This window comes from Olsenella porci (assembly GCF_009695875.1).
GTDB classification, from domain to species: domain Bacteria; phylum Actinomycetota; class Coriobacteriia; order Coriobacteriales; family Atopobiaceae; genus Olsenella_H; species Olsenella_H porci.
The window spans coordinates 59,247-82,624 of record NZ_VUNC01000007.1; the positions used below are offsets into that span (position 1 = coordinate 59,247).

16 protein-coding genes and 1 pseudogene are annotated in these 23,378 nt (G+C 64.0%); 9 read left to right on the top strand and 8 right to left on the bottom strand.

Features of this window, described 5'->3' with window-relative positions; all coding sequences use genetic code 11:
- Positions 1-39: 39 nt before the first annotated feature.
- From pckA to FYJ68_RS08635, 3 genes are all read left to right on the top strand, one after another.
- Positions 40-1,629 (top strand): phosphoenolpyruvate carboxykinase (ATP), encoded by a 1,590-nt coding sequence (pckA, locus tag FYJ68_RS08625; RefSeq protein WP_154435812.1) that lies wholly within the window; start codon positions 40-42, stop codon positions 1,627-1,629.
- Positions 1,630-1,802: 173 nt separating this feature from the next.
- Positions 1,803-3,614, top strand: coding sequence for an NAD(P)-binding protein (locus tag FYJ68_RS08630; protein ID WP_229772152.1), 1,812 nt, complete (start codon positions 1,803-1,805; stop codon positions 3,612-3,614).
- Positions 3,608-5,428 carry a [FeFe] hydrogenase, group A gene (locus tag FYJ68_RS08635; protein ID WP_326832295.1) on the top strand — a complete coding sequence of 607 codons (1,821 nt, stop codon included), beginning with the start codon at positions 3,608-3,610 and terminating at the stop codon, positions 5,426-5,428. Before FYJ68_RS08630 ends, FYJ68_RS08635 begins: the two co-directional genes overlap by 7 nt.
- Before the next feature lie 91 nt (positions 5,429-5,519).
- On the opposite strand, the gene pta is transcribed toward FYJ68_RS08635, so the two are convergent.
- Positions 5,520-6,506, bottom strand: a complete 987-nt coding sequence (gene pta / locus FYJ68_RS08640) for a phosphate acetyltransferase (protein ID WP_154435814.1) — start codon at positions 6,504-6,506, stop codon at positions 5,520-5,522.
- A 228-nt stretch (positions 6,507-6,734) separates the two neighbouring features.
- Between pta and glf the strand changes: the two genes are divergently transcribed.
- A complete protein-coding gene (glf, locus tag FYJ68_RS08645) occupies positions 6,735-7,934 on the top strand; it encodes a UDP-galactopyranose mutase (protein ID WP_154435815.1) in 1,200 nt (399 codons plus the stop codon).
- Positions 7,935-7,967: 33 nt separating this feature from the next.
- Entirely contained in the window at positions 7,968-9,002 is a 1,035-nt protein-coding gene (locus FYJ68_RS08650) for a glycosyltransferase family 2 protein (protein ID WP_154435816.1), read from the top strand.
- 444 nt (positions 9,003-9,446) lie between these two features.
- Here FYJ68_RS08650 and FYJ68_RS08655 read toward each other — a convergent pair whose 3' ends face one another.
- From FYJ68_RS08655 to ppk1, 6 genes and pseudogenes are all read right to left on the bottom strand, one after another.
- A complete protein-coding gene (locus FYJ68_RS08655; protein ID WP_154435817.1) occupies positions 9,447-10,415 on the bottom strand; it encodes a P1 family peptidase in 969 nt (322 codons plus the stop codon).
- Positions 10,412-10,912, bottom strand: coding sequence for a Maf family protein (locus FYJ68_RS08660; RefSeq protein WP_326832296.1), 501 nt, complete (start codon positions 10,910-10,912; stop codon positions 10,412-10,414). Before FYJ68_RS08660 ends, FYJ68_RS08655 begins: the two co-directional genes overlap by 4 nt.
- 53 nt (positions 10,913-10,965) lie before the next feature.
- Positions 10,966-11,112: pseudogene (locus tag FYJ68_RS10510) on the bottom strand (Maf family protein); the annotation flags it as partial.
- A gap of 32 nt (positions 11,113-11,144) precedes the next feature.
- Positions 11,145-11,330, bottom strand: coding sequence for a ferredoxin (locus FYJ68_RS08665; protein ID WP_154435818.1), 186 nt, complete (start codon positions 11,328-11,330; stop codon positions 11,145-11,147).
- 238 nt (positions 11,331-11,568) lie between these two features.
- A complete protein-coding gene (gene rlmD / locus FYJ68_RS08670; RefSeq protein WP_154435819.1) occupies positions 11,569-12,921 on the bottom strand; it encodes a 23S rRNA (uracil(1939)-C(5))-methyltransferase RlmD in 1,353 nt (450 codons plus the stop codon).
- A gap of 112 nt (positions 12,922-13,033) precedes the next feature.
- Positions 13,034-15,517, bottom strand: a complete 2,484-nt coding sequence (ppk1, locus tag FYJ68_RS08675) for a polyphosphate kinase 1 (RefSeq protein WP_154435820.1) — start codon at positions 15,515-15,517, stop codon at positions 13,034-13,036.
- 474 nt (positions 15,518-15,991) lie between these two features.
- Between ppk1 and arcA the strand changes: the two genes are divergently transcribed.
- The 4 genes from arcA (at position 15,992) to FYJ68_RS08695 (ending at position 22,095) form a co-directional block, all read left to right on the top strand.
- Positions 15,992-17,245, top strand: a complete 1,254-nt coding sequence (arcA, locus tag FYJ68_RS08680; protein ID WP_154435821.1) for an arginine deiminase — start codon at positions 15,992-15,994, stop codon at positions 17,243-17,245.
- 121 nt (positions 17,246-17,366) lie between these two features.
- Positions 17,367-18,362: an ornithine carbamoyltransferase gene (argF, locus tag FYJ68_RS08685; RefSeq protein WP_154435822.1), complete on the top strand. Its 996-nt coding sequence runs from the start codon at positions 17,367-17,369 to the stop codon at positions 18,360-18,362.
- Positions 18,363-18,532: 170 nt separating this feature from the next.
- A complete protein-coding gene (locus FYJ68_RS08690) occupies positions 18,533-20,011 on the top strand; it encodes a basic amino acid/polyamine antiporter (protein WP_154435823.1) in 1,479 nt (492 codons plus the stop codon).
- A gap of 485 nt (positions 20,012-20,496) precedes the next feature.
- Positions 20,497-22,095, top strand: coding sequence for a YfcC family protein (locus FYJ68_RS08695; RefSeq protein ID WP_154435824.1), 1,599 nt, complete (start codon positions 20,497-20,499; stop codon positions 22,093-22,095).
- A gap of 168 nt (positions 22,096-22,263) precedes the next feature.
- On the opposite strand, the gene trpS is transcribed toward FYJ68_RS08695, so the two are convergent.
- Complete coding sequence (gene trpS, locus FYJ68_RS08700; RefSeq protein WP_154435825.1) at positions 22,264-23,313, bottom strand: tryptophan--tRNA ligase; 1,050 nt, start codon at positions 23,311-23,313, stop codon at positions 22,264-22,266.
- Positions 23,314-23,378: the final 65 nt, after the last annotated feature.

Consider the following 23,378-nt stretch of genomic DNA (forward strand, 5'->3'; position numbering starts at 1 on the left):
CAAACTCCACGCCCAACGGTGCGCCCAAAGGAGGACACTATGCTTCAAGACCAGCTTGCGGAGGCGGGCATCGCCTCCACCCACGGGGCGGTCCTGGTGGACGGCTCTCCCGCCGTCCTGGTAGAGAAGGCGCTCAAGGCGAACGAGGGGCATCTCACCTCGACCGGCGCCCTTGCCGTCAGGACGGGCAGGTACACCGGCAGGTCCCCTCGAGACCGCTTCATCGTCGACACCCCCGACGTCCACGACCAGATCGCCTGGGGCCCGGTCAACATGCCGTTTCCGCCCGAGGGGTACGAGAGGGTCAAGCGAGCCGTGTGCGACTACCTCTCTACGCGTGACCTCTACGTGGTCCACGCCATCGCGGGAGCCGACCGCCGCTGGTGCCGCAAGTTCCTGGTGGTGTGCGAGCGCGCCAGCCAGGCGCTCTTTGCCCGACAGCTGCTGGTGAGGCCCAGCAAGCGCCAGCTCCAGGAGTTCGAGCCGCAGGACTTCAGCGTGCTCGTGGCCCCCGGACTCAAGCTCGACCCCGAGGAGTACGGCACCAACTCCGAGGCGGTGGTCCTCATCAACTTCCAGGACCGCGAGATACTCATCGCTGGCACCATGTACTCGGGCGAGATCAAGAAGTCCATCTTCTCGGTCATGAACTACCTCATGCCCGTCGAAGAGAACATCCTGCCCATGCACTCGTCCGCAAACATGGACCCGGTTACGGGCGAGACGGCGGTGTTCTTTGGCCTCTCGGGCACGGGCAAGACCACGCTCTCGGCAGACCCGCAGCGCATGCTCATCGGCGATGACGAGCACGGTTGGGCCGAGGGGAGCGTCTTCAACTTCGAGGGCGGCTGCTATGCCAAGGCCATCAGGATCTCGGCCCACACCGAGCCGCAGATCTACAACGCCATCCGATTTGGAGCGCTGTGCGAGAACGTGGTCGTTGACCCCGTCTCGCGCAAGCCCGACTACTTCGACGATTCCCTCACCGAGAACACGCGCGTCTCGTATCCCATCGACTACATTGAGAATGCCCAGGTCATGGGACAGGGCCGCTATCCCAATGTGATCGTGTTCCTGACCTGCGACTCGTTTGGCGTGCTGCCTCCCGTCTCCAGGCTCGACCGTAACGGTGCCATGTACCACTTCCTGAGCGGGTTCACCAGCAAGGTCGCTGGCACGGAGCGCGGCGTCACCGAGCCTCAGCCCACGTTCTCAACGCTCTTTGGCGAGCCGTTCATGCCCCTCTCGCCCCTGCGGTACGCTGACATGTTTGGCGAGAAGATGGAGAAGGCTGGCACGCGCGTGTACCTGATCAACACCGGTTGGACGGGTGGCCCCTACGGTGTGGGAAACAGGATGGACCTCGCGTCCACGCGCATCATGGTGTCCGCTGCGCTGGACGGAAGCATCGAGGAGAGCGAGTTCGAGCGCGACCCCATCTTCAACCTCGACGTGCCCAAGCACGTCGAGGGCGTCGAGGACAGGGTTCTCATGCCGCGCAACGCCTGGGCGGACCGCGACGAGTACGAGCGCTGCGCCCGCAAGGTCGCCCGGATGTTCGAGGAGAACGCCGCCCAGAAGTATCCGGACATGCCCGAGGAGGTTCGCGCCGCGGGTCCGCATGCCTAGCGGACGTGATCCCACGACCGCTCGCGCTCCGGTAACGAACGTTCAGTGAGCTTGGCCCCGCATCCCCGTGATGCGGGGCCTACTGTTTTGAGGTGTCTGCCCCCATGGGGGAGGGGCGGGCCGGCCCATGAGGCCACGGAAAGGAGAGGCTTTCTATGGCACGAATGCACGTAATGGAGAGAAGCGAGGAGCAGGCCATCATGGACGAGCTCCACGCGGCGGTGGGGCGGCGGCTCGCGGTGAGCTCGCTCGCACCGTGCCCCGTGGAGTTCACGATGGCGTTCGTGGACATGTGCTCCACACAGAGCTGCGGCAAGTGCACCCCGTGCAGGGTGGGGCTCAACACGCTGCGTCACCGCCTGAGCGACGTCCTGCGGGGCAGGGCCACCATGGCCACACTCGACGGCATCGAGCGCCTTGCCAGGACCATCTACCTGTCGAGCGACTGCGCGATCGGGTATGAGGCGGGGGCCATGGCGCTCACGGCCATCCAGGGGTTCCGCGACGACTTCGTCCACCACGTGACCTACCACGCCTGCGGCTTCAAGCAGTCCGAGAAGGTCCCGTGCGTCTCTGGCTGTCCTGCCGGGGTGGACATCCCGGGCTACATCTCGCTCGTGAGGGCGGGACGCAACACCGATGCCGTTCGTCTCATCCGCAAGGACAACCCGCTGCCAATGGTGTGCGGGCTGGTGTGCGAGCATCCGTGCGAGATGCACTGCCGGCGCGGCATGGTGGACGATCCCATGAACATCAGGGCCATCAAGCGCTTTGCCTGCGAGAACATGGAGTCCGACTACCGTCCGGTAATGGCGGAGCCCACGGGCAGGCGCGTCGCCGTGGTGGGCGGAGGCCCAGCGGGGCTCTCGTGCGCCTACTACCTGGCGGTCATGGGGCACAAGGTCACCATCCTCGAGGCGCGAAGGCAGCTGGGCGGGATGCTCCGGTACGGCATCCCGAGCTACCGCCTCCCGCGAGAGGAGCTTGACGGCGAGATCCAGTGGATTCTCGACTGTGGCATCGAAGCGAGGACGCAGACGGAGGTCGGGGGAGACGAGCTCCAGGCACTGAGGCGCGACTACGATGCCGTCTATCTGGCCATCGGCGCCCATGGGGACCGCAAGCTGGGGCTTCCTGGCGAGGACAGCGAGGGCGTCGAGAGCGCCGTCGCCATGCTGCGCGCCATCGGGGACGGGGACACCCCCGACTTCACAGGGCAGCGCGTGTGCGTCATCGGCGGAGGCAACGTCGCCATGGACGTGGCACGCTCCAGCGTGAGGTGCGGTGCGAGCAAGGTCAACATCGTCTATCGCCGCCGCGTGCAGGACATGACCGCCCAGGACGAGGAGATCGCCGGGGCGGGCGAGGAGGGCTGCGAGCTGCTTGAGCTCAACGCCCCCGTGCGCATCGAGGCGGACGAGGCGGGCCACGTGTGCGGGCTGGTCGTGCAGCCGCAGATCATCGGCTCGTTCAAGGGGGGACGTCCCTCTCCCCGGCCCGCGGACACGGGGGAGAGGACCATCCCCTGCGACCGCGTGATCGTCGCCATTGGCCAGGCGATCCAGTCCAAGCCCTTCGAGGAGGCTGGCGTTGGCTGCAACCGTGGCCGCATCGTCACCGACACGGACGGTCGCGTCCCCGGGATGGACGGGGTCTTCTGCGGGGGCGACTGCCAGAGCGGTCCCGCCACGGTGATCAGGGCCATCAACGCAGGCAAGGTCGCCGCGGGCAACATCGATAACTACCTGGGCTATGACCACAAGGTCGGCGTTCCCGTGGACATCCCTCCCGTCGAGTTCAGGGACGTGGGCCCGTGCGGCAGGTCCGAGACCAAGTTTCGCGAGGCAAACGAGCGCAGGCACGACTTCTGTCAGATCGAGCACGGTCTTTCGCGCGAGGAGGCGCTGCAGGAGGCCTCTCGCTGCCTGTGCTGCGACCACTTTGGGTTTGGCGCGTTCCGTGGGGGGAGGGAGCTCCAGTGGTAGGAAATGGCGAAGGCCTGAAGGCGGCCGACCAGAGGGCGGTCTCCACCGCGCAGGTCACGCTCACCGTGGACGGCAGGGAGGTCAGCGTTCCCGCCGGCTCCACCATCCTGGACGCGTGTCGGGAGGCGGATGCCGACGTGCCCACGCTGTGCTATCTGCGCGAGCTCAACGAGATCGGCTCCTGCCGCGTGTGCGTGGTCGAGGTCAAGGGCTTTGACCGCCTTGTCGCCTCGTGCAACAACCTCGCAGTTGACGGCATGGAGGTCCTGACCAACAGCCCCAAGGTGAGGATGGCCAGGCGCACCAACATGGAGCTGCTCCTCTCGCAGCACGATGTTGCTTGCACCACCTGCGTGAGGTCGGGCAACTGCTCGCTGCAGGAGGTCGCAAACGACCTGGGCATCGTCGACTTCGAGTACGACACCGACCTGCCGCCCAAGCGCTGGCCGCGCGACTTCCCGCTCATCAGGAACAACCAGAAGTGCATCAAGTGCATGCGCTGCGTGCAGGTGTGCGACAAGGTCCAGGCATCCCACGTGTGGGACATCACCAACCGGGCGACGCACACGCTCGTGGACGTTGCCGGTGGTCGCGACATCCACGACGTGGACTGCACCCTGTGCGGGCAGTGCATCACCCACTGTCCGGTGGGCGCCCTCCGCGAGCGCGACGACGTCATGACCGTCTACGACGCGCTGGCGGATCCCGACGTCACCACCATCGTTCAGATTGCGCCCTCGGTACGCACCGCCTGGGGCGATCACTGGGGCCTCAAGGGGGACGAGGCGACCGTGGGGAGGCTCGTGGCCGCGCTGCGCCCCATGGGCTTCGACTACATCGTGAACACCGACTTCTCCGCTGACCTCACGATCATGGAGGAGGGGAGCGAGCTGCTGCGCCACCTTCCCAAGTCGCAGGCTGGTGGCTACCCCATGTTCACGTCGTGCTGCCCCGGCTGGGTGCGCTTTGTTAAGTCCCATTATCCCGAGCTCGTGGACGACGTATCAACGAGCAAGAGCCCGCAGCAGATGTTCGGCGCCATCGTCAAGAGCTACTACGCCGAGTACCTGGGGCTCGACCCGCACAAGATCTTCTCGCTCTCGATCATGCCCTGCGTCGCCAAGAAGGCCGAGTACGCCTATCCCACCATGCGGGACGCGTGCGGAGACCCCGACGTCGACTGCGTGCTCACCGTCCGCGAGGTCGAGCGCATGCTCAGGGCCGACCACGTGGACGTGCGTGCCCTGGGGGAGGAGCCCTTTGACGAGCCCCTGGGCATCGGCACCGGCGCCGGCGTCATCTTTGGTGCCACCGGCGGCGTCATGGAGGCCGCGCTCAGGACCGCCCACTACCTGGTGACGGGGAAGGCTCCCGCCGCAGACATGTTCTCGGACGTCCGCGGCCTCAGGGGTTGGAAGGAGGCCACGTTCGACCTGGCGGGGACCAAGCTGCGCGTTGCCGTCGCAAGCGGGCTCGCCAATGCGGATGCGCTGTGCAAGGCGGTCGTCGCAGGCGAGGTGTCCTACGATTTCGTGGAGGTCATGGCCTGTCCCGGCGGCTGCGTGGGGGGCGGCGGCCAGCCCATCCACGACGGGGAGGAGCTCGCGGGCGCGCGAGGCAAGGCGCTCTACGGGCTCGACCGGGTCTCCAAGTACCGCAACTCCTACGAGAACCCCGACATCGTGAGGTGCTACCAGGAGTACTTGGGCGAGCCCCTCTCCGAGAGGGCGGAGGAGCTCCTGCACACCGACCAGCACGGTTGGTTGATGCCATCCGAGTGGATTGCGGCGGCGGAGGCAGCACCCCAGGCGTAGCGGAGCGGAACCAAAGGGAGGGCCCGCGCGATCGTCGCGCGGGCCCTCCCGTGTGTCTCGCCTTCGAGGCTCTCTTGGAGCGTCGACAGTCCTAGGCCTGCTTTGCTGCCATCTGCGCCTGGACCGCGGTGATGGCGACCACGCCCACGATGTCATCCGCGGAGCAGCCGCGCGACAGGTCGTTGACCGGCTTCGCGATGCCCTGGAGCAGGGGGCCGTAGGCCTCGGCCTTGCCAAGGCGCTGGACCAGCTTGTAGCCGATGTTGCCCGCGGCGAGGTCGGGGAACACCAGGACGTTTGCGTGGCCCGCGACCTTGGAGCCGGGGGCCTTGAGCGAGGCGACCTCGGGGACCAGGGCGGCGTCGAGCTGCAGCTCGCCGTCGCAGGCGAGGTCGGGGGCCTTCTCGGCTACCAGGGCTGCCGCCTGGCGCACGCGCTCTGCGGAGTCACCGCCGGCGGAACCCTTGGTGGAGTAGGAGAGGAGCGCGACCTCGGGTTCGGTTCCCATGAACGACTTCCAGGACGCTGCGGAGGCGATGGCGATCTCGGACAGCTGGTCGGCATCCGGTGCGATGTTGAGGCCGATGTCGGAGAAGATGAAGGTGCCGTCCTGGCCAAACTCGCAGTCGGGGACGATGACCATCATGAACCCGGACACGAGCTTGGTCCCGGGCGCAGTCTTGAGTATCTGGAGTGCGGGGCGCAGCGTGTTGGCAGTGGAGTGGCATGCGCCGGACACCAGGCCGTCGGCATCGCCCATCTTCACCATCATGGTGCCAAAGTAGGTGTTGTCGTTCATCTGCTCGCGGGCCTGCTCGATGGTGACGCCCTTCTTCTTGCGGAGCTCGGCGAAGGCCTGGGCGTACTCCTCGTGCTTGTCGGACGACTTGGGGTCGACCACGCGGGCGCCCTCGACCTTGACCTCGGCGGGGTCACCCAGGATTACCAGGTTGGCGAGACCCTCCGCCACGATCTTCTGGGCCGCCGCGATGGTGCGCGGGTCCTCCCCCTCTGGCAGCACGATCGTCTTGCGGTCGGCCTTGGCGCTCTCTTTCATCCTCTTGAGAAAATCACTCATAGAACCTCTCCTTCATGACGCCTCCAACTGCGTGTGGACGTGCCGACCGACCACAAAATATGCATGTCGGCTGCGTATTTGACGGCACTCTGAAACATTATAGGGCGGCGTGTTAGAATCGACTCCGTAATCGAGCCGGGGGAGCGTGTGCGCCTGCCCTCAACTCGATTTATTTATGTCCGCGTCCAGGGCCGCCCCGGGCGGTAGCCTGCATCGAAGGGAATCCACATGAGCATCGCCAAAGGGTTGCCCGAGGGCTTCAACCCCTCCGCATACGACGCAATCGTCGTTGGGGCAGGCTACGCCGGAGCGGTGTGCGCCAGGCGGCTTGCCGAGGCGTGCGGGTACAAGGTCGCCGTCCTCGAGCGTCGCGACCACATTGCTGGTAACGCGTACGACTACTACGACGAGGCGGGCATCCTGGTCCACAAGTACGGCCCGCACATCTATCACACTTACAACGAGCGCGTGAACCAGTACCTCTCGCGCTTCACCGATTGGGTGGACTACCAGCACAAGGTCCTGGCAAACATCCACGGCACCCTGATGCCGGTCCCCTTCAACCACACGTCCCTCAAGCTGGCCTTTGGCGAGGAGAAGGGCGAGCACCTGTACCAGAAGCTCGTCGCCGCCTTCGGGCAGGACAAGAAGGTTCCCATCATGGAGCTGAGGGCCAAGAACGACCCCGAGCTCGCCGAGGTGGCGGACTACGTCTACGAGAACGTATTCCTCCACTACACCATGAAGCAGTGGGGCAAGACGCCCGACCAGATTGACCCCGCAGTCATGGGCCGCGTCCCCGTGTTCGTGGGCGATGACGACCGCTACTTCCCGCAGGCGCCCTTCCAGGGGATGCCCAAGGACGGCTACACGGCCATGTTCGACCGCATGCTCAACCACGACCTCATCTCGGTGTTCACGGGTGTTGACGCCCGTGACATCCTGCAGATGGGCGGCACGTCGGTCAAGGTCTGCGGTCAGCCGTTTGGCGGAGAGGTGATCTACACCGGTGCCCTGGACGAGCTCTTTGGCATGGACCTCGGCGCCCTCCCGTACCGTACGGTCGACATGGTGTTCGAGACCCTCCCGGTCGACCAGTTCCAGCCCGTGGGGACCGTCAACTACACCGTGTCGGAGAACTTCACCCGCATCACGGAGTTCAAGAACATGACCGGCCAGGTCGTGCCCGGCAAGACCACCATCATGCGCGAGTACTCCCGCACCTACCTGCCGGGGATGGGCGAGACGCCCTACTACGTCATCAACGAGCCGCAGAACATCGAGCTGTACCGCAGGTACCTCGAGCGCGTCTCGGGCGTTCTCAACTTCCACGTTGTCGGTCGCCTCGCCGAGTATCGCTACTACGACATGGATGGCGTCGTTGCCTCCGCGCTCGAGCTCTCGGACGAGATCATCGGAAACCACTAGGCACAACCGAGTACAGAGGCTCCAGGTCAACAAATGCAGAAGACCATCACGTTCGGCATCCCATGCTACAACTCCTCCGAGTACATGGACCATTGCATCAAGTCCATCCTGGAGGGGTCGGGTTACGCGGACGACGTGCAGATCGTCATCGTGGACGACGGTTCCACCAAGGACGACACGCTTCAGAAGGCCCTCGATTGGCAGGCGCGCTACCCCGGCATCATCCAGGCGGTGCACCAGGAGAACGGCGGTCACGGGATCGCGGTTCTCAAGGCGCTCGAGTACGCGGAGGGGTCCTACTTCAAGATCGTCGACTCCGACGACTGGGTTGACGGGGACGCCCTGCGGGTCCTTCTCGAGCGCCTGAGGATGTTCGTCGACTACGAGACGCGGGTTGACCTCGTCGTCACCAACTACGTGTACGAGCATGTTTCTGAGGGCAAGCAGAAGGTCGTCGACTACGGGTTTGCGCTCCCCAAGGGCAAGATCATCACCTGGAAGAGCATCGGGCACTTCAACATGGCTCAGAACCTGCTGATGCACGCTCTGTGCTATCGCACCGAGGTCCTGCGCGATGGCGGACTGCCCATGCCCGCCCACACGTTCTACGTGGACAACATCTACGCCTACGTGCCCCTGCCCCGTTGCCAGACCCTTTACTACCTGGATGTCGACCTGTATCGCTACTTCATCGGGCGAGATGACCAGAGCGTCAACGAGGACCTGCTCGTTTCGCGAGTGGATCAGCAGCTCAGGGTCACGCGCGTCATGATGCATGCGTACCACCTGTACGACGACATCGACACGCGGGAGCTGCGCGACTACATGATCGGCCACTTCACCCTCATGATGGCCGCGTGTTCCATCTTCTCCAAGCTGTCCAAGGACCCGCAGGCGGAGCCTCGACTGGAGGAGCTGTGGGAGGAGCTGAGGCAGTACGACCGTCGCATGTATCGCCGTGCGCGCCACGGCCTTGTGGGGACCGCGATGAACTTCACCGGCGAGGGTGGCAAGAAGGCCACGATTATCATCTATCGCGTTGCCCAGAAGCTCGTCAAGTTCAATTAGTCGATGCCGACGCTGCGGCTATCACGCGGTGTCAAATGTAGAGTGCTGGCAGCGGGGGTTCCGTGTATCAGCAATCGAACCATGGCAACGTGGGCCCGATGTGAGCGCTCATATCGGGCCCACGTTGCCATCGATGGGAGGGTTCAGGGACTGACTGCCGCGTCACCTGCGCAAACGCCAGGATGCCTCAGTCGGAGGCCTACGGGCCAGCCCCTCAGACTTTCAGATTGGGCATCCGCTGCCACTCCGTCTGCCGTTCCCGGCGCGCGAGCGCTGGCTGTCCGCCGGTTCGGATTGGGAGGGATGCCCCTTGCCCTCGCCTGCTCCCCGATCTTGAGGGATTTCCTCCCTGTTGGGGGTAGAGCTCCGCGTGTAAACCTAGGGGCTGTCTGCCGGCGGGATGGATGGGGAGAGCATTCGGTCGCCCCTCTCCCCACCTTTGCGCTAGCCGGCCAGGTCGCAAGCCGCCTTGAGGCCATAGGCTCCCCGGGCGTGCAGCGCCGCCGACACGATGGCATCTTCGAGCGCGCGCGTCGACGTGACGCCCACAAGGTCCACGGGGGCCTCCACCTCCCCTGTTGCCATCACGAAGATGGTGTCGCCGTCGTTGGTGGTGTGGGTCGGACGGATTGCGTGCGCGTAGGCGTCGGCCGACATCTGGGCAACCTTCGTTGCCTGTGCCTTGGTCAGGCGTGCGTTGGTCACAACGCACGAGATGGTCGTGTTGGTCCGAAGGGGCATGGACGCGGATGCGTCATCCCATGCCTCCTCTGGTGTCATGATGCTGTCCAAGGTGGGGGAGAGGACCCCTGCGATCTGGTCTCCCGTCCTGGGGTCCACCACGTTGCCACAGGCGTTTACGGCGGCGACCGCCCCGCATACAAGCCCCCCGTGCGTGGCGATTGACTCTCCCAGGCCCGACTTCATGCAGCGCGCCGGACCACAGAGCTTGCCCACGGTGCAGCCTGCGCCCGCGCCAACGTTTCCAAGCGAGAGGGTCGTCTCCTCTCGCCCCAGGGCGCGCCTGACGGCGTCCGCGCCCATTCTGCCGTCGGGCCGCACGTCAGCGCTCCCGCACGCGAGGTCGAACACGCACGCGGACGAGACGATCGGCACCACGCCAACGCCCACGTTCAGGCCGATCCCGTTCCGCTCCAGCTCCTCTGCCGCTCCGCAGGAGGCGGCGAGGCCATAGGCGCTCCCGCCGGAGAGGACCACGCAGTTGAGCGTCTGCACCGTCTCCTCCGGCCTGAGGAGGTCGGTCTCGCGCGTCGCCGGGGCGCCGCCGCGAACGTCCACGGCTCCGGTCGCACCTGTCGGGCACACGACGACCGTGCACCCCGTGCCCGCTTCCGCGTTGGTGGCGCTCGCCGCGTATACGCCAGGGATGTCCACGATGCTGTGGATGCTCATTCGGTCTCCCCTCCGTCGTCCGTGGTGCCGCCCGCGCCTCCTAAGAGCGCGGCCTGGAGGAGACCCTGCCCCTCCGGGAAGGATTCGTCGAGCTCGCGCACCAGGCGCGAGACGGGGAGGCCAACCACGTTGCTGTAGTCGCCCATTATCGCGCGGACGAGCAGGCGGCCCCTGCCCTGGATGCCGTAGGCGCCGGCCTTATCCATGGGCTCGCCGCTCCGCACGTAGGCGTCAATCTCGTTGTCCGTGAGGTCCCAGAACAGCACCCTGGTCGTCTCGACGAACGAGCGACGCGTCACGTCTCCGCCGCCATCGACGCGAGCGAGGCACACGCCCGTGGAGACGCGGCTCTCCCTTCCCGAGAGCGCCCGAAGCATGCGGTGTGCCTCCTCAGCGTCTCGCGGCTTGCCCAGCACGTCCCCGTCGGAATCCCACACGATGGTGTCCGCCGCCAGCACGGTCTGCCTGCCGTCGCGTACGGCGGGGTCCCCAGGCACGAGTCTGCCTTCAAGCGTGCGAGACGCTCCACCAGCCGCTCTGGTGGCTCCCCCTCACGGCGGGTCTCGTCCACGTCCTGCGGCATCACATGAACCTCGATGCCCAGCTCCTCCAGGAGCCTCCTCCTGCGAGGAGAGCCCGATGCCAGGATCATCGCCTCACCCCCATAAAAAATGGGAACCACCAAGGTGGCTCCCATGCAACGACATGTCGTCTCGTCCGACCAGCGGGCTACTCGACAGTGATGGCAGAGACGGGGCAGTTGTCGGCAGCCTCCTGCGCGCTGTCCTCATTCTCCTCGGGGACCTCGTCGACGATGACCTCCGCGGTGCCCTCGTCGCCGATGGAGAAGACCTCGGGGCAGGTGGACTCGCACAGACCGCAACCGATGCAATCCTCGCTGACAGTAGCCTTCATGATGATTTCCTCTCACTCCGATGGGCCGGGCCCCTTACCCGTGCCCTTCCTGATTCTTTTTACTATTACTCGCGCACGGATGCTAGCCCCTTTTCTCGGAGCGGCCAAAAGGATTCCACGCCATGCCGAAGCCCCTTTGCCGGGGGAGAGGGACGGCGCCTCTCACCTGCGCAAACGCATCAGGGATGCAGATGCCCAAAATCGGTGGCCCCTGGCGTGCGTCCCAAGCCCCTCGTCCCTAGCGACGGACCCTCTGCAGCAGCGTCACGGTCTCCACGTGGAAGGTCTGGGGGAACAGGTCAACGGGAGTGACCCAGACGGGGGAGAAGGTTCCCTCCTCCGCAAAGCGCGCGAGGTCGCGCGCCAGGGTCGCCGGGTCGCACGAGACGTAGGCGATCGCCCTAGCTGGTTGTGCCGAAAGCTTTTGCACCACGCCGGCGGCAAGCCCGGCCCTCGGCGGGTCGACCACGATCACGTCGGCGTCCGCGTCGGGGAACTCCAGGTCTGCGTCGCCCCCCACGGGGTCGACGTTGTCCAACCCAGTGCGCTCGAGGTTCCTCCTGAGGTCGCGCACGGCCGGCCCGTACGACTCCACGGCGTCGACCCAGTCGCAGCGGCGGGCGAGCGGCAGGGTGAAGGTCCCCGCGCCGCTGTAGAGGTCCATCGCACACTCGTCCTCGGCGGGGTCCAGCCCCTCCATCACCAGGCGCACCAGCTCCTCCGCCCCGCGGGTGTTCACCTGGAAGAACGAGGGTGCCGAGAGGAGCATGGACTCGCTGCCCACGCGCTCCTCCCAGCTGCCGTAGCCACCCAGCTTCTCCAGGCCCGACACCTTGCGCGCCTTCTGAGGTCCCTTGGTGAGGACCCTCACGACGGAGGTGGCGCCGGTCGCCTCGCGCAGGATCTTCGCGGCCTGCGCGCGCGGAAAGCCTCCGGTCTGGGTCCAGAGCGCGACCTCGACCTGGCGGGTCCTCCGGGAGGCGCGAACGCCCACGCGGTCAATCTGGAGGGATCGCGAGTTGGAGAGGTACGAGAGCGCGCCCGAGACTGACTTGGTCACCTTCTCGAAGCCGCGTTGCAGCAGGGGGCAGCGGTCCACCTTGACCACGCGATCTCCCGTGACGTCGTGCATGCCGATGACGCTGCGACGTCCCTGCGCCTGAAACGCGAGCTCGACCTTGTTGCGGTACCCCCAGGGGTCCCCGGGATCCGAGCACGGACGCACGAGCCCATCTGCTTCCTCCTGGGGCATGTGGCCTATCCGCACGAGGGAGTCGACCACGTTGTCGCGCTTCGAGCGAAGCTGGGCCTCGCGTGACAGGTGCGCCCACGGGCACCCGCCGCACACGTCCACAAAGGGGCAGGGGGCGGTTGAGACGCGCTCGGGGGATGCCTCCAGCACCTCCTCCAGCACGGCGTTGGAGTACGTGGGCTGCTCGCGCGTCACGCGTGCCCTCACGAGGTCTCCGGGTACGGCGCCCCGCACGAACACCGCCTTGCCGTCGTCGGTGCGGGCGATGGCGTCGGGGCCGTACGTCATGCGGCCAACGCGCAGGGTAAGGGCTTGCTCGCTGCCGGCGGTTTCGCTCATGTGGGTCCTCCTCGCCTCTAGATTTGGGCGGCCCCACCCCGCTTGGGGGAGGGGCCGCCCGCTGCGAGTCCCATCATACGGTCAACGTGCGTCCGAGCGGACGGCGAGGGTGCTATCTACCAGAGAAGAGCATCCTGAAGCCCTCGCCGATGAGCCGGAGGCCACGGGAGAGACGACCCTCTCCCTCGCCTTCGGGCTCCGACGGTTGCGGTGCGGCTGCGGTCGCGGTGGACGGCTTTGGGGCACGATGCCCGGGAGCCGCGGGCTCAGCGGGGGTTGCTGGCTCCGACTTCGCGAATGCGGCCTTCTCGGGCTCCTCCTTCGCGGGCTTGGCCATCGCGACGACGTCCATGTCACCCGCCGAGTAGGTCCCGATGTTGGGGAGGCTCAGGAGCTGCCTCTTCATCTCAGGGGTGATCCTGGGCATGATGGATGTCGCTGGAGTGACCTCCTCGACCACCCTGTCGTCACCCTCGTGGGCGCGCAGGTACGCCAACTGCAGCAGAACCTCCTGGCTGTTGATGCGGGGCGTGTCCTCCTCAACGGGAATGCGCTCCCACGTGCCCTCGCTGGTCAGGCGGCGCGCCTTGACGTTGTCGGCAAGCTGCAGGCTCATGTATTCGATCACGAGCTCGCGGCACGTGGGGTCGAGCACGGGGTAGGCGATCTCGACGCGGCGCTCGGTGTTTCGGGTCATCATGTCTGCCGAGGAGAGGTACACGGTGTCCGCGTTGACGCCAAACGCGTAGACGCGCGCGTGCTCCAGGAAGCGGCCCACGATCTGGCGGACCACCAGGTTGTCGGTCTTGCCCGGGATGTTCGCCTTGATGCAGGCGATGCCGCGCACGATCATGATCACGCGCACGCCCGCCTCGCAGGACTCCGAGATCTTGTCAATCACGTCGCGGTCGGTGAGGGAGTTCATCTTGAGGAACACCTGCGCGGGCTTGCCCGCCCTCGCGCGCTCGATCTCGCGGTCCAGCCCGCGCATCACGAGCGGCTTGAGTCCCGCGGGCGCGACACCCAGGTAGCGGTAGTTGCCCAACAGATTGCCGATCGAGAGGTTGCGGAAGAACAGGTTGCCGTCCTCGCCGATGCCATGATGGGCGGTCAGGAGCATGAAGTCGGAGTACAGGCGCGCCGTCTTCTCGTTGAAGTTGCCCGTGCCCAGGCAGGTGATGCGACTGATGGTGCCCTTGTCGTGGTAGGTGATCTGGCAGATCTTGGAGTGGCACTTAAAGCCCTCGGAGCCATAGATGACAGTGCAGCCGGCAGACTCGAGCCTCTCCGCCCAGGCGATGTTGTTCGCCTCGTCAAAGCGCGCGCGGAGCTCCATCAGCACCGTGACGTCCTTCCCGTTCTCCGCGGCGGCTATGAGGCTCTCGCAGAGGTGTGACTGCTTTGCCACTCGGTAGAGCGTGATCTTGATCGAGATGCAGTCGTCGTCCGATGACGCCTCGCGCAGCAGGGTCAGCAGGGGGGACATCGATTCGTAGGGATAGAAGAGCAGGACGTCGTGGTCCTCGATCTGCGGGCGCATGGGCTCGTTCATGTTGACCATGGGGGAGATCTGCGGATCAAAGGGCTGGAACACCAGCTCGTCGTGGTGCTGGGTGGGGATGTGGGACTCCAGGCCGTAGACAAAGCCGAGGTCGAGCGGGATGTTCACCCGAGAGAGACGGTCGGGGCGCAGTCCCAGCTCGTCCATCACCAGGCTTTCCAGCTCATCGTCGAGCGAGCCCCTTATCTCAAGGCGGATGGGCTGCAGCCGCTGGCGCTTCTTGAGCACCTTCTTCATGTGCTGGCGGTAGTCCTCTTCCTCCTCCACGCCCTCGCCGTCGGGGTCGATGTCGGCGTTGCGGGTGACCCTGATGGTCGCCGCTCGGGTGGGCTCGTAGTCGCCGAAGCAGCTGCCCAGGTAGGTGTAGATGACGTCCTCCAGGAGGGTGTAGCGATACTCCTCCGGCGAGGAGGGGAGCGCGATGACGCGGGGGAGCGACGGGGGGACCTCAACCTGGCCCAGGACGCCCCTCTCGGTCGGGCCGTCAAGGGAGCACAGCACGTACAGCAGGCCGTTCCTCAGGTTGGGGAAGGGATGGCGTGGGTCGATGATCAGGGGGGAGATGATCGGGGCCACGTTGCGCGTGAACTCCCTCTCGGTGGCCTCGCGGTCCGCCTGGGTGTACTCCAGGGGAGGGACGTAGGTCAGCCCGTGGCGGGAGAGCTCGTCCGTCACGGTGGTCCAGGCCTCCTCCTGGCGGGCAAGGAGGGCGGGGAGCATCTTGAAGACCGATGCGAGCTGCTCGGAGGGGGTCTCGTTGGACTTGTTGTCGGTGGGCTGGTGCTTGAGCCGCGCAAGGTCGGAAAGACCTCCCACGCGAATCATGAACCACTCGTCGAGGTTGGAGCCAAAGATCTCGACGAACTTGAGCCTCTCGAAGAGCGGAACGCTCTCGTCAAAGGCCTCGTCGAGCACGCGGTCGTCAAAGTGGAGCCAGCTCACCTCGCGATTCTGCGTGTACGAGAAGTCACGCTCGTGGGGTCGCGGCTCCTTCCCTGCGGGCGATTCCTGCACGAACTCCCCCTTGTTTCCCATCTGTTCCTCCAAGGGTCATCAGCGGATGCCAGTGCGGCAATTCTACTGCTTGGCACCAAATGGGAGATTTTGCCCCAACTGCCAGAAGAATTGAATAATGATGGATATTAATAAAAAAGAATAGAATATTAACGGCTTGTTACACCGCTTTTATGACTCTAGCGGAATAAGTGAACCGGTTCTTGCGGCCTCTTCGGCGAGTAAGCATATGGTAAGGAATAAGCAGCTCAATGGCCTTGATAATTGTGCAGCTACGTGCAAGTAGACCGTTCGTCCTCGTAAAGCTACCGTTCCCACTTATTAACGAAAACGAGGGTGACGTAACGCCGAGTATTGGATATAGTGTTTTTCGGCGTTAAGGCACGCGATGCGGGCCGGGCAGCGAAATCGCAGCATTTCAGGCCTGGCGAGCTCGCGGGTAACGTATTCGTAAAGTGTTGGTAAGGTGCCAGCACGAAAGGAGAAGGAGGAACCATGGCTAACGGGCTTTACGTCCACAGCGAAATTGGCCCCCTGAAGAAGGTCTTGCTCCACAGGCCTGGCGAGGAGCTCCTCAACCTCACGCCTGATGACCTCGAGCGCCTTCTGTTCGACGACATCCCCTTCCTGGAGGTCGCACAGGCGGAGCACGACCGCTTTGCGGAGATCCTGCGCGAGCAGGGCGTCGAGGTCCTGTACCTCGAGAAGCTGACGGCCGAGGCCCTGGACGCCGTTCCCGGCGCCCGCGAGGAGTTCACCAACCAGTGGCTCGACGAGTCCGGCCTCAAGGGCAAGGCAGCCCGCGCCGCCGTCAAGGAGTACATGGACTCCATCAAGGACACCAAGACCTTCGTCGACAAGACGATCGCCGGCCTCCGCAAGGAGGAGATCGACCTTCCCGCCAACAGCTCCAGCCTGCTCGCCGACCTCGTCGGCTCTGACCAGGACGGCGAGACCGACCTCCTGATTGACCCCATGCCCAACACGTACTTCACGCGCGACCCGTTTGCCGTCGTGGGCAAGGGCGTCAACCTCAACCGCATGTTCTCGGTCACCCGCAACCGCGAGACCCTGTACGGCAAGTTCATCTTCAAGTATCACCCCGACTACAAGGACGCTCCCCTGTGGTACCGCCGCGACAGCGCATATCACACCGAGGGTGGCGACGTCCTCAACCTCAACGCCCACACCCTGGCCATCGGCATCTCCCAGCGCACCCAGGCTGGCGCCATCGACCAGCTCGCCCAGAACATGTTCTGGGAGAAGGGCGACCAGTGCGAGATCGACACCATCTATGCGTTCAACATCCCCGTGTCCCGTGCCTTCATGCACCTCGACACCGTGTTCACGCAGATTGACGTCGACAAGTTCACCATCCACCCGGGCATCATGGGGACCCTGCAGGTCTTCAAGCTCACCAAGGGCGCTCAGCAGGGCGAGGTCAAGATCGAGGAGATGAACGACACCCTCGAGCACGTCCTCGAGAAGGCCCTTGGCCTCGACCAGGTCAAGCTCATCAAGTGCGGTGGCGGCGACCCCGTTGCGGCTGCCCGCGAGCAGTGGAACGACGGCTCCAACACCCTGTGCGTCGCGCCGGGCAAGATTTGCGTCTACCAGCGCAACTCCGTCACCAACGACGTGCTCTACAAGGAGGGCCTCGACCTCCTCGTGGTTCCCTCGGCCGAGCTCTCCCGTGGCCGTGGCGGCCCCCGCTGCATGAGCATGCCCTTCGCTCGTGAGGACCTCTAGTCTCTCGAATAGCCTGAAGTCCGAGGGTGCCCAGTGGCACCCTCGGGCTACTGCTGTCGAGTCAATATCAGTGTTCTAACCGATGGTATAGGGCCGTCGGTGGAAAACGAAAGGAAAGTACATGGGCGTCAATCTTAGCGGTCGCAGCTTCCTGAAGCTTCTGGACTTCTCCACCGAGGAGATTAACTACCTCCTGGACCTCTCCCGTGACTTCAAGAACATGAAGCGCGCTGGCGTGCCCCACCGCTACCTCGAGGGCAAGAACGTCGCCCTCCTCTTCGAGAAGACCTCGACCCGTACCCGTTGCTCCTTCGAGGTCGGCGCCTATGACCTCGGCATGGGCTGCACCTACCTTGACCCCAGCGGCTCCCAGATGGGCCATAAGGAGTCCATCGCCGACACCGCTCGCGTCCTCGGCCGCATGTTTGACGGCATCGAGTACCGTGGCTTCGAGCAGGAGAAGGTTGAGGAGCTCGCCAAGTACGCTGGCGTCCCCGTTTGGAACGGCCTCACCAACGAGTTCCACCCCACCCAGATGCTCGCCGACATCCTCACGATGAAGGAGAACTTCAACAACGACATCAAGGGTCGTCAGCTCACCTTCATGGGTGACGCGGGCAACAACGTCGGCAACTCCCTCATGGTCGTCTGCGCCAAGCTCGGCGTCAACTTCGTGGCCTGTGGCCCCAAGGACAACATGCCCGAGGACGAGCTCGTCAAGACCTGCCAGGAGATCGCTGCCCAGAACGGCTCCACGGTCAAGCTGACCGAGGACGTCCACGAGGGCGTCAAGGATGCCGACGCCATCTACACCGACATCTGGGTGTCGATGGGCCAGCCCGACGAGCTCTACAAGACCCGCATCCCCCTCATGGAGCCCTATCGCGTCACCTCTGACGTCATGTCCCAGGCTCACGACGACTGCATCTTCCTGCACTGCCTGCCTTCCTTCCACGACACCAAGACCACCAAGGGTGCCGAGGTTGCGAAGAAGTTCGGCATCACCGAGATGGAGGTCACCGACGAGGTCTTCGAGTCCCGTGCCTCCAAGGTCTTCGACGAGGCCGAGAACCGCATGCACACCATCAAGGCTGTCATGTACGCTACCCTCAAGTAAGTAGCTCTCTGCGAGTTGAAAAAGGCCTCCCCGACATGTCGGGGAGGCCTTTTTCCTGTCTAATTATCATCCAAATATTGGATAGGTGAAATTTGTTTGCACACATGGTGTGAACTATATATACAATCATTGAGGTTCTATTGGCTTCATCGTTCCTGAGGAGGAAAACGATGGCAAACAATGAGAAGGTGGACAACCCCGACGGCGTTGGCTTCTTCGGCCTCGTCGGCCTGGTCGTCTCATCCTGCATCGGATCCGGCGTCTTCGCCCTAACTGGGCAGCTCGCCAACGTGGCGTCGCCCGGTGCCGCTCTGGTGGCATGGGTCATCTGCGGACTGGGCTTCCTGTTCCTGGCCCTCTCGCTTGCCAACCTGGGTGCAAAGCGTCCCGACGCTGACGGCGTCGTCGCCTACGCCGAGGAGGGCTTTGGCAAGTTCGCCGGCTTCATCTCCGGCTGGGGCTACTGGCTGTCCGCGTGGCTGGGCAACGTCGGGTTCGCGACCATGGTGGCGCAGACCCTTGGTTCCGAGTACTGCCTTGGCAACATCCTTCCTGGCGTGTTCTCCGACCCCAACACGGGCAACCCTGCGATCGTGGGTGTCATCGTGATCTCCCTGCTGCTCTGGGCGCTGACCTACCTGGTCATTCGTGGCGTCGAGAGCGCCGCGTTCCTCAACGCCATCGTCATGGTCGTCAAGGTCGCCTCCATCCTGCTCTTCATTGTCTTCACCTTCTTCAGCTTCAAGGCCGGCGTCTTCACCGCCGACTTCTGGGGCACCGCTGCCCGTAACGCCACCGTGCTCGCCGCGAACGGCGACGGCCTTGGTAGCGTCGGAACCCAGGTCACCAACTGCATCCTCGTCATGATGTGGGTGTTCATTGGCATCGAGGGCGCCTCGGTCATGAGCAAGCGTGCGCGCAAGAAGTCCGAGATCGGCTCTGCCACCATCCTCGGCCTCGTGGTGCTGCTCGTGCTCTACATCTGCGCCTCCGTGCTCCCGTACGGCGTCCTTCCCTACAAGGACCTCGTCGCGGCTCCCAAGCCTGCAACGATCACCGTCTTCGAGGCGATGGCTCCCGGCTGGGGCGGCGCCTTCATCTCCTGGGCAATCATCATCTCCGTCTGCGGGTCTTGGCTCTCCTTCACCATGCTGCCCGCCGAGTGCACCTCGATGATGGCGGACCATGGCCTTCTCCCCAAGTCCTGGGACGAGCGCAACAAGGCCAACGCTCCTCAGATGTCGCTCCTCATCGTTGCCGTGCTGACCGAGATCTTCATCATCATCGCTACGTTCGCCGCTGACGCATATACCTTCGCGATCTCGATGTGCACCGTCACCATCGTCATCACCTGGGCCTTCGCTGCCGCCTATCAGGTCAAGTACAGCGTTGAGAACCACGAGGGCCTTCAGGCGTTCTTCGGCGTCCTCGCCCTTCTCTTCCAGGTCGTCGGCGTCATGTTCACCGGCTGGGGCTTCCTGCTCCTCGCCTGCCTGGGCTACATCCCCGGCATGTTCTTCTACAAGAAGGCGCGCGAGGAGAACGGTGGCTCCGTCACCAAGGCGGAGTGGGCCGTGTTCGCGGTGATCGCCGTTCTCGGCATCATCTCGATCCCCCTCACCGCGGTGGGCATCATTCCAGTCTTCTAAGGTATCGGGACATAGTTCTTGTGGGGGAGGGTCGCCTTTTGCGGCCCTCCCCCTTGTTTGTGGCACTGCATTGGCACCCTTTTGTTCGGAAGGGCAAATGTATGTATAAACACTTGAGAAATTGCAACATTATGAGCAATGGGTTTGCTTGCATGCGCAAATGAGGGCGGCGGCTCAGGCGGGGGCACTTCGTGCCCTAATTCCAAGGAAAATGGTTCCAGAATGCAGAATCGGAACCCCTGAGATATTGGGCAAGGTCAATCGGGTCCGCCTTACATACCCGTATGGAGGCTGATTCGTCTTGCAGCTCACCAAAACAGGATATTCATCGAATATTGGATACCGTTCACGGCAACGCTTGACGTAGGGGCTTGAGGCTTGTGTAAGATTTGTTCCGAAGTTGCGTAGGTTCTGTCTACGTTGTGTTACGCAGGAGTTTCAGTTCCCTAACGTATGGCGCATGTGCGCCGAAAGGAGTTGCGACCATGTCCGATAAGACAGCGCAGCCAAAGAAGAAGAGGGAGATGCTGACGTCATTCTCCATCATCTTCATCCTCCTGGCGATCGTCGCAATCATCACGATCTGCCTCAATGGTGCGACCTACACGGTCAATGGCACCGAGGGCACAGTGACGGGTGCGACGTTGGCAGACTTCCTGATGGCCCCCGTCCATGGCTTTGCGGACGCCATCGACGTCTGCCTGTTCGTCATGGTCCTCGGCGGCTTCCTGGGAATCGTCAACAAGACCGAGGCCCTCACCACCGGCATTGACGTGCTCGTGCAGAAGATGAACGGCAACGAGCTCAAGCTGATCCCCATCCTCATGGCCATCTTCGCCTTTGGCGGCACCACCTACGGCATGTGCGAGGAGACCGTCGGCTTCTATGCACTGCTCTCCGCGACCATGATGGCAGCTGGCTATGACTCCATGAGCGGCTCCATGATCGTCCTGCTCGGCGCTGGCATCGGCTGCCTGGGCTCCACGGTCAACCCCTTCGCGACCGGCATTGCCGCCGACGCCCTCACCTCGCTCGGCATCAACGTCAACCAGGCAGTCATCATCAGCCTGGGCATCATCCTGCTCCTGGTCTCGTATGTCATCGCCGTCTTCTTCGTCCTTCAGTACGCCAAGCGCGTCAAGGCCGACCCCTCCAAGTCGCTCATGAGCGCGGAGGAGAAGGCTGCCGCCGAGGCCGCCTACGGCACCGAGAAGTCCAACGAGAAGGCCTCCCTCTCCGGCAAGCAGAAGGCCGTCCTCTGGATCTTCGCCGCTGCCTTCATCATCATGGTCATCTCGTTCGTGCCCTGGGAGGATTTGGGCGTCAACTTCTTCGTCTCTGATGCCCAGAGCCACGAGGAGACCACCGAGATCACCGCTGACGACATCATCCAGCAGTACAGCGACGATAAGCTGGGCGACCTCACCCTCACCCCCTCCAACGTCAAGGGCGAGCTGAAGTCCTCGGTCACCGACTATGCTGGCTGGTCCTCCTTCCTCACCGGAACCCCGCTCGGCCAGTGGTACTTCGCCGAGTCCACCACCTGGTTCCTGCTCCTCGCCATCATCATCGGCATCGTGGGTGGCCTCTCCGAGCACCAGATCGTCGACGAGTTCATGGCTGGCGCCGGCGACATGATGTCCGTCGTCATGATCATCGCAGTCTCGCGTGGCGTCTCCGTCCTCATGAGCAGCACCGGCCTGGCCAACCTGGTCCTGAGCTCTGCCTCCAACGCGCTGCGCGGCACCTCCGGCATCGTGTTCGCCATCGGTTCCTACCTGCTGTACTTCCTGCTCTCCTTCCTCATCCCCTCGACCTCTGGCATGGCAACCGTCTCCATGCCCATCATGGGGCCCCTGGCCGCTCAGCTTGGCTTCAACCCCGCGGTCATGGTCATGATCTTCTCCGCCGCCTCCGGCGCGGTGAACCTCATCACCCCCACCTCCGGTGCCATCATGGGTGGTCTGGCCCTCTCCCGTGTTGAGTACGCAACCTGGGTCAAGTTCGCCCTCAAGGTCGTCATCTCCATCGCGGTCGCCTCGATGGTCATCCTGTCCATCGCCATGATTGCCATCCCCGCGTAAGCTTCGGCGCATATGCAGGGAGGGGAGGCCCCACCAAGCGTGGGGCCTCCCCTTTTTTCATCTTGAGCCGCGGAATTTAGCTGTGGGCTCTATATATGAGGAAAGCCAGGGCGGGGGAGATGCCCCAACCCCGGCTACTCGACAGTGCGCCTCTCAGGCAGTCCGGCGCTAGTAAACCATGCCCATCGCCTCGCGCACCTCGTCGAGCGTCTGCCTTGCGACCTCGTTGGCGCGCGCGTTGCCGTCGTGCAAAACATCCTTCACGTAGTCGAGGTCGTCCTCGTACTGGTGCCTCCGCTCTCGGATGGGTGCGAAGTAGTCGTTCACTGCCTGTGTCACGTACTTCTTGAGCTGGCCGGAGCCACCCATGCCAATCTCTTCCGCGATCTCCCGCTCGTCTCGACCGGTGCAGATTGCCGCGGTGGTGAGAAGCGCCGACACCCCGGGTCGACTCTCGGGGTCAAAGGTGATGTTTCGCTCGGAGTCTGTCTTGGACTTCTTGATGAGCTTTGCCGTCTCCTCGGCCGTCATGCTCAGGCTGATGGCGTTGCCGTAGCTCTTGCTCATCTTTCGGCCGTCAAGCCCGGGAATGAGCGGGGTGGACGTCAGGAGCCCCGCGACGTCCGGGAAGACCTTTCCGTAGCGCTCGTTGAAGCGGCGCGCAATCTTTGCCGTGATCTCGATGTGGGGGAGCTGGTCGCGGCCAACGGGGACGATGTTGCCCTTGCAGAACAGGATGTCGCACGCCTGGTGCACCGGGTAGGTGAGGAGAAGGCCGGTGAGCGCGTGCCCAGAGGCCTCCTGCTCGGCCTTGACGGTGGGGTTGCGCTCCATCTCTGCCTCGGTCACGAGCGAGAGGAACGGGAGCATGAGCTGGTTCTCGAAGGGCACCGCCGAGTGGGTGAAGATCATGGTCTTGGCAGGGTCGATGCCGCAGGCGAGGTAGTCCATGACCATGTTGTACACGTTGTCGCGGATGTGCTCCGTGGTGTCGCGGTCGGTGATCACCTGGTAGTCGGCGATTACGATGTTGGTCCTCACGCCAAGCTCCTGGAGCCTCACGCGCTCCTTGATGGTGCCAAAGTAGTGGCCCATGTGCAGGCGCCCGGTGGGGCGGTCGCCCGTGAGCATGGTGTACTTTTTAGGGTTGACCTTGAGGTCCTCCTGAATCCGGTCGCTTCGCCTCAAAGCGGCCTCGTAGCTTCCTTCGTTGGGCATGAAGACTCCTCGGTTTTCGAGCGTGCAGACCGTTCCATGGTACGCCAATCCCAGGCCCCAAGGAC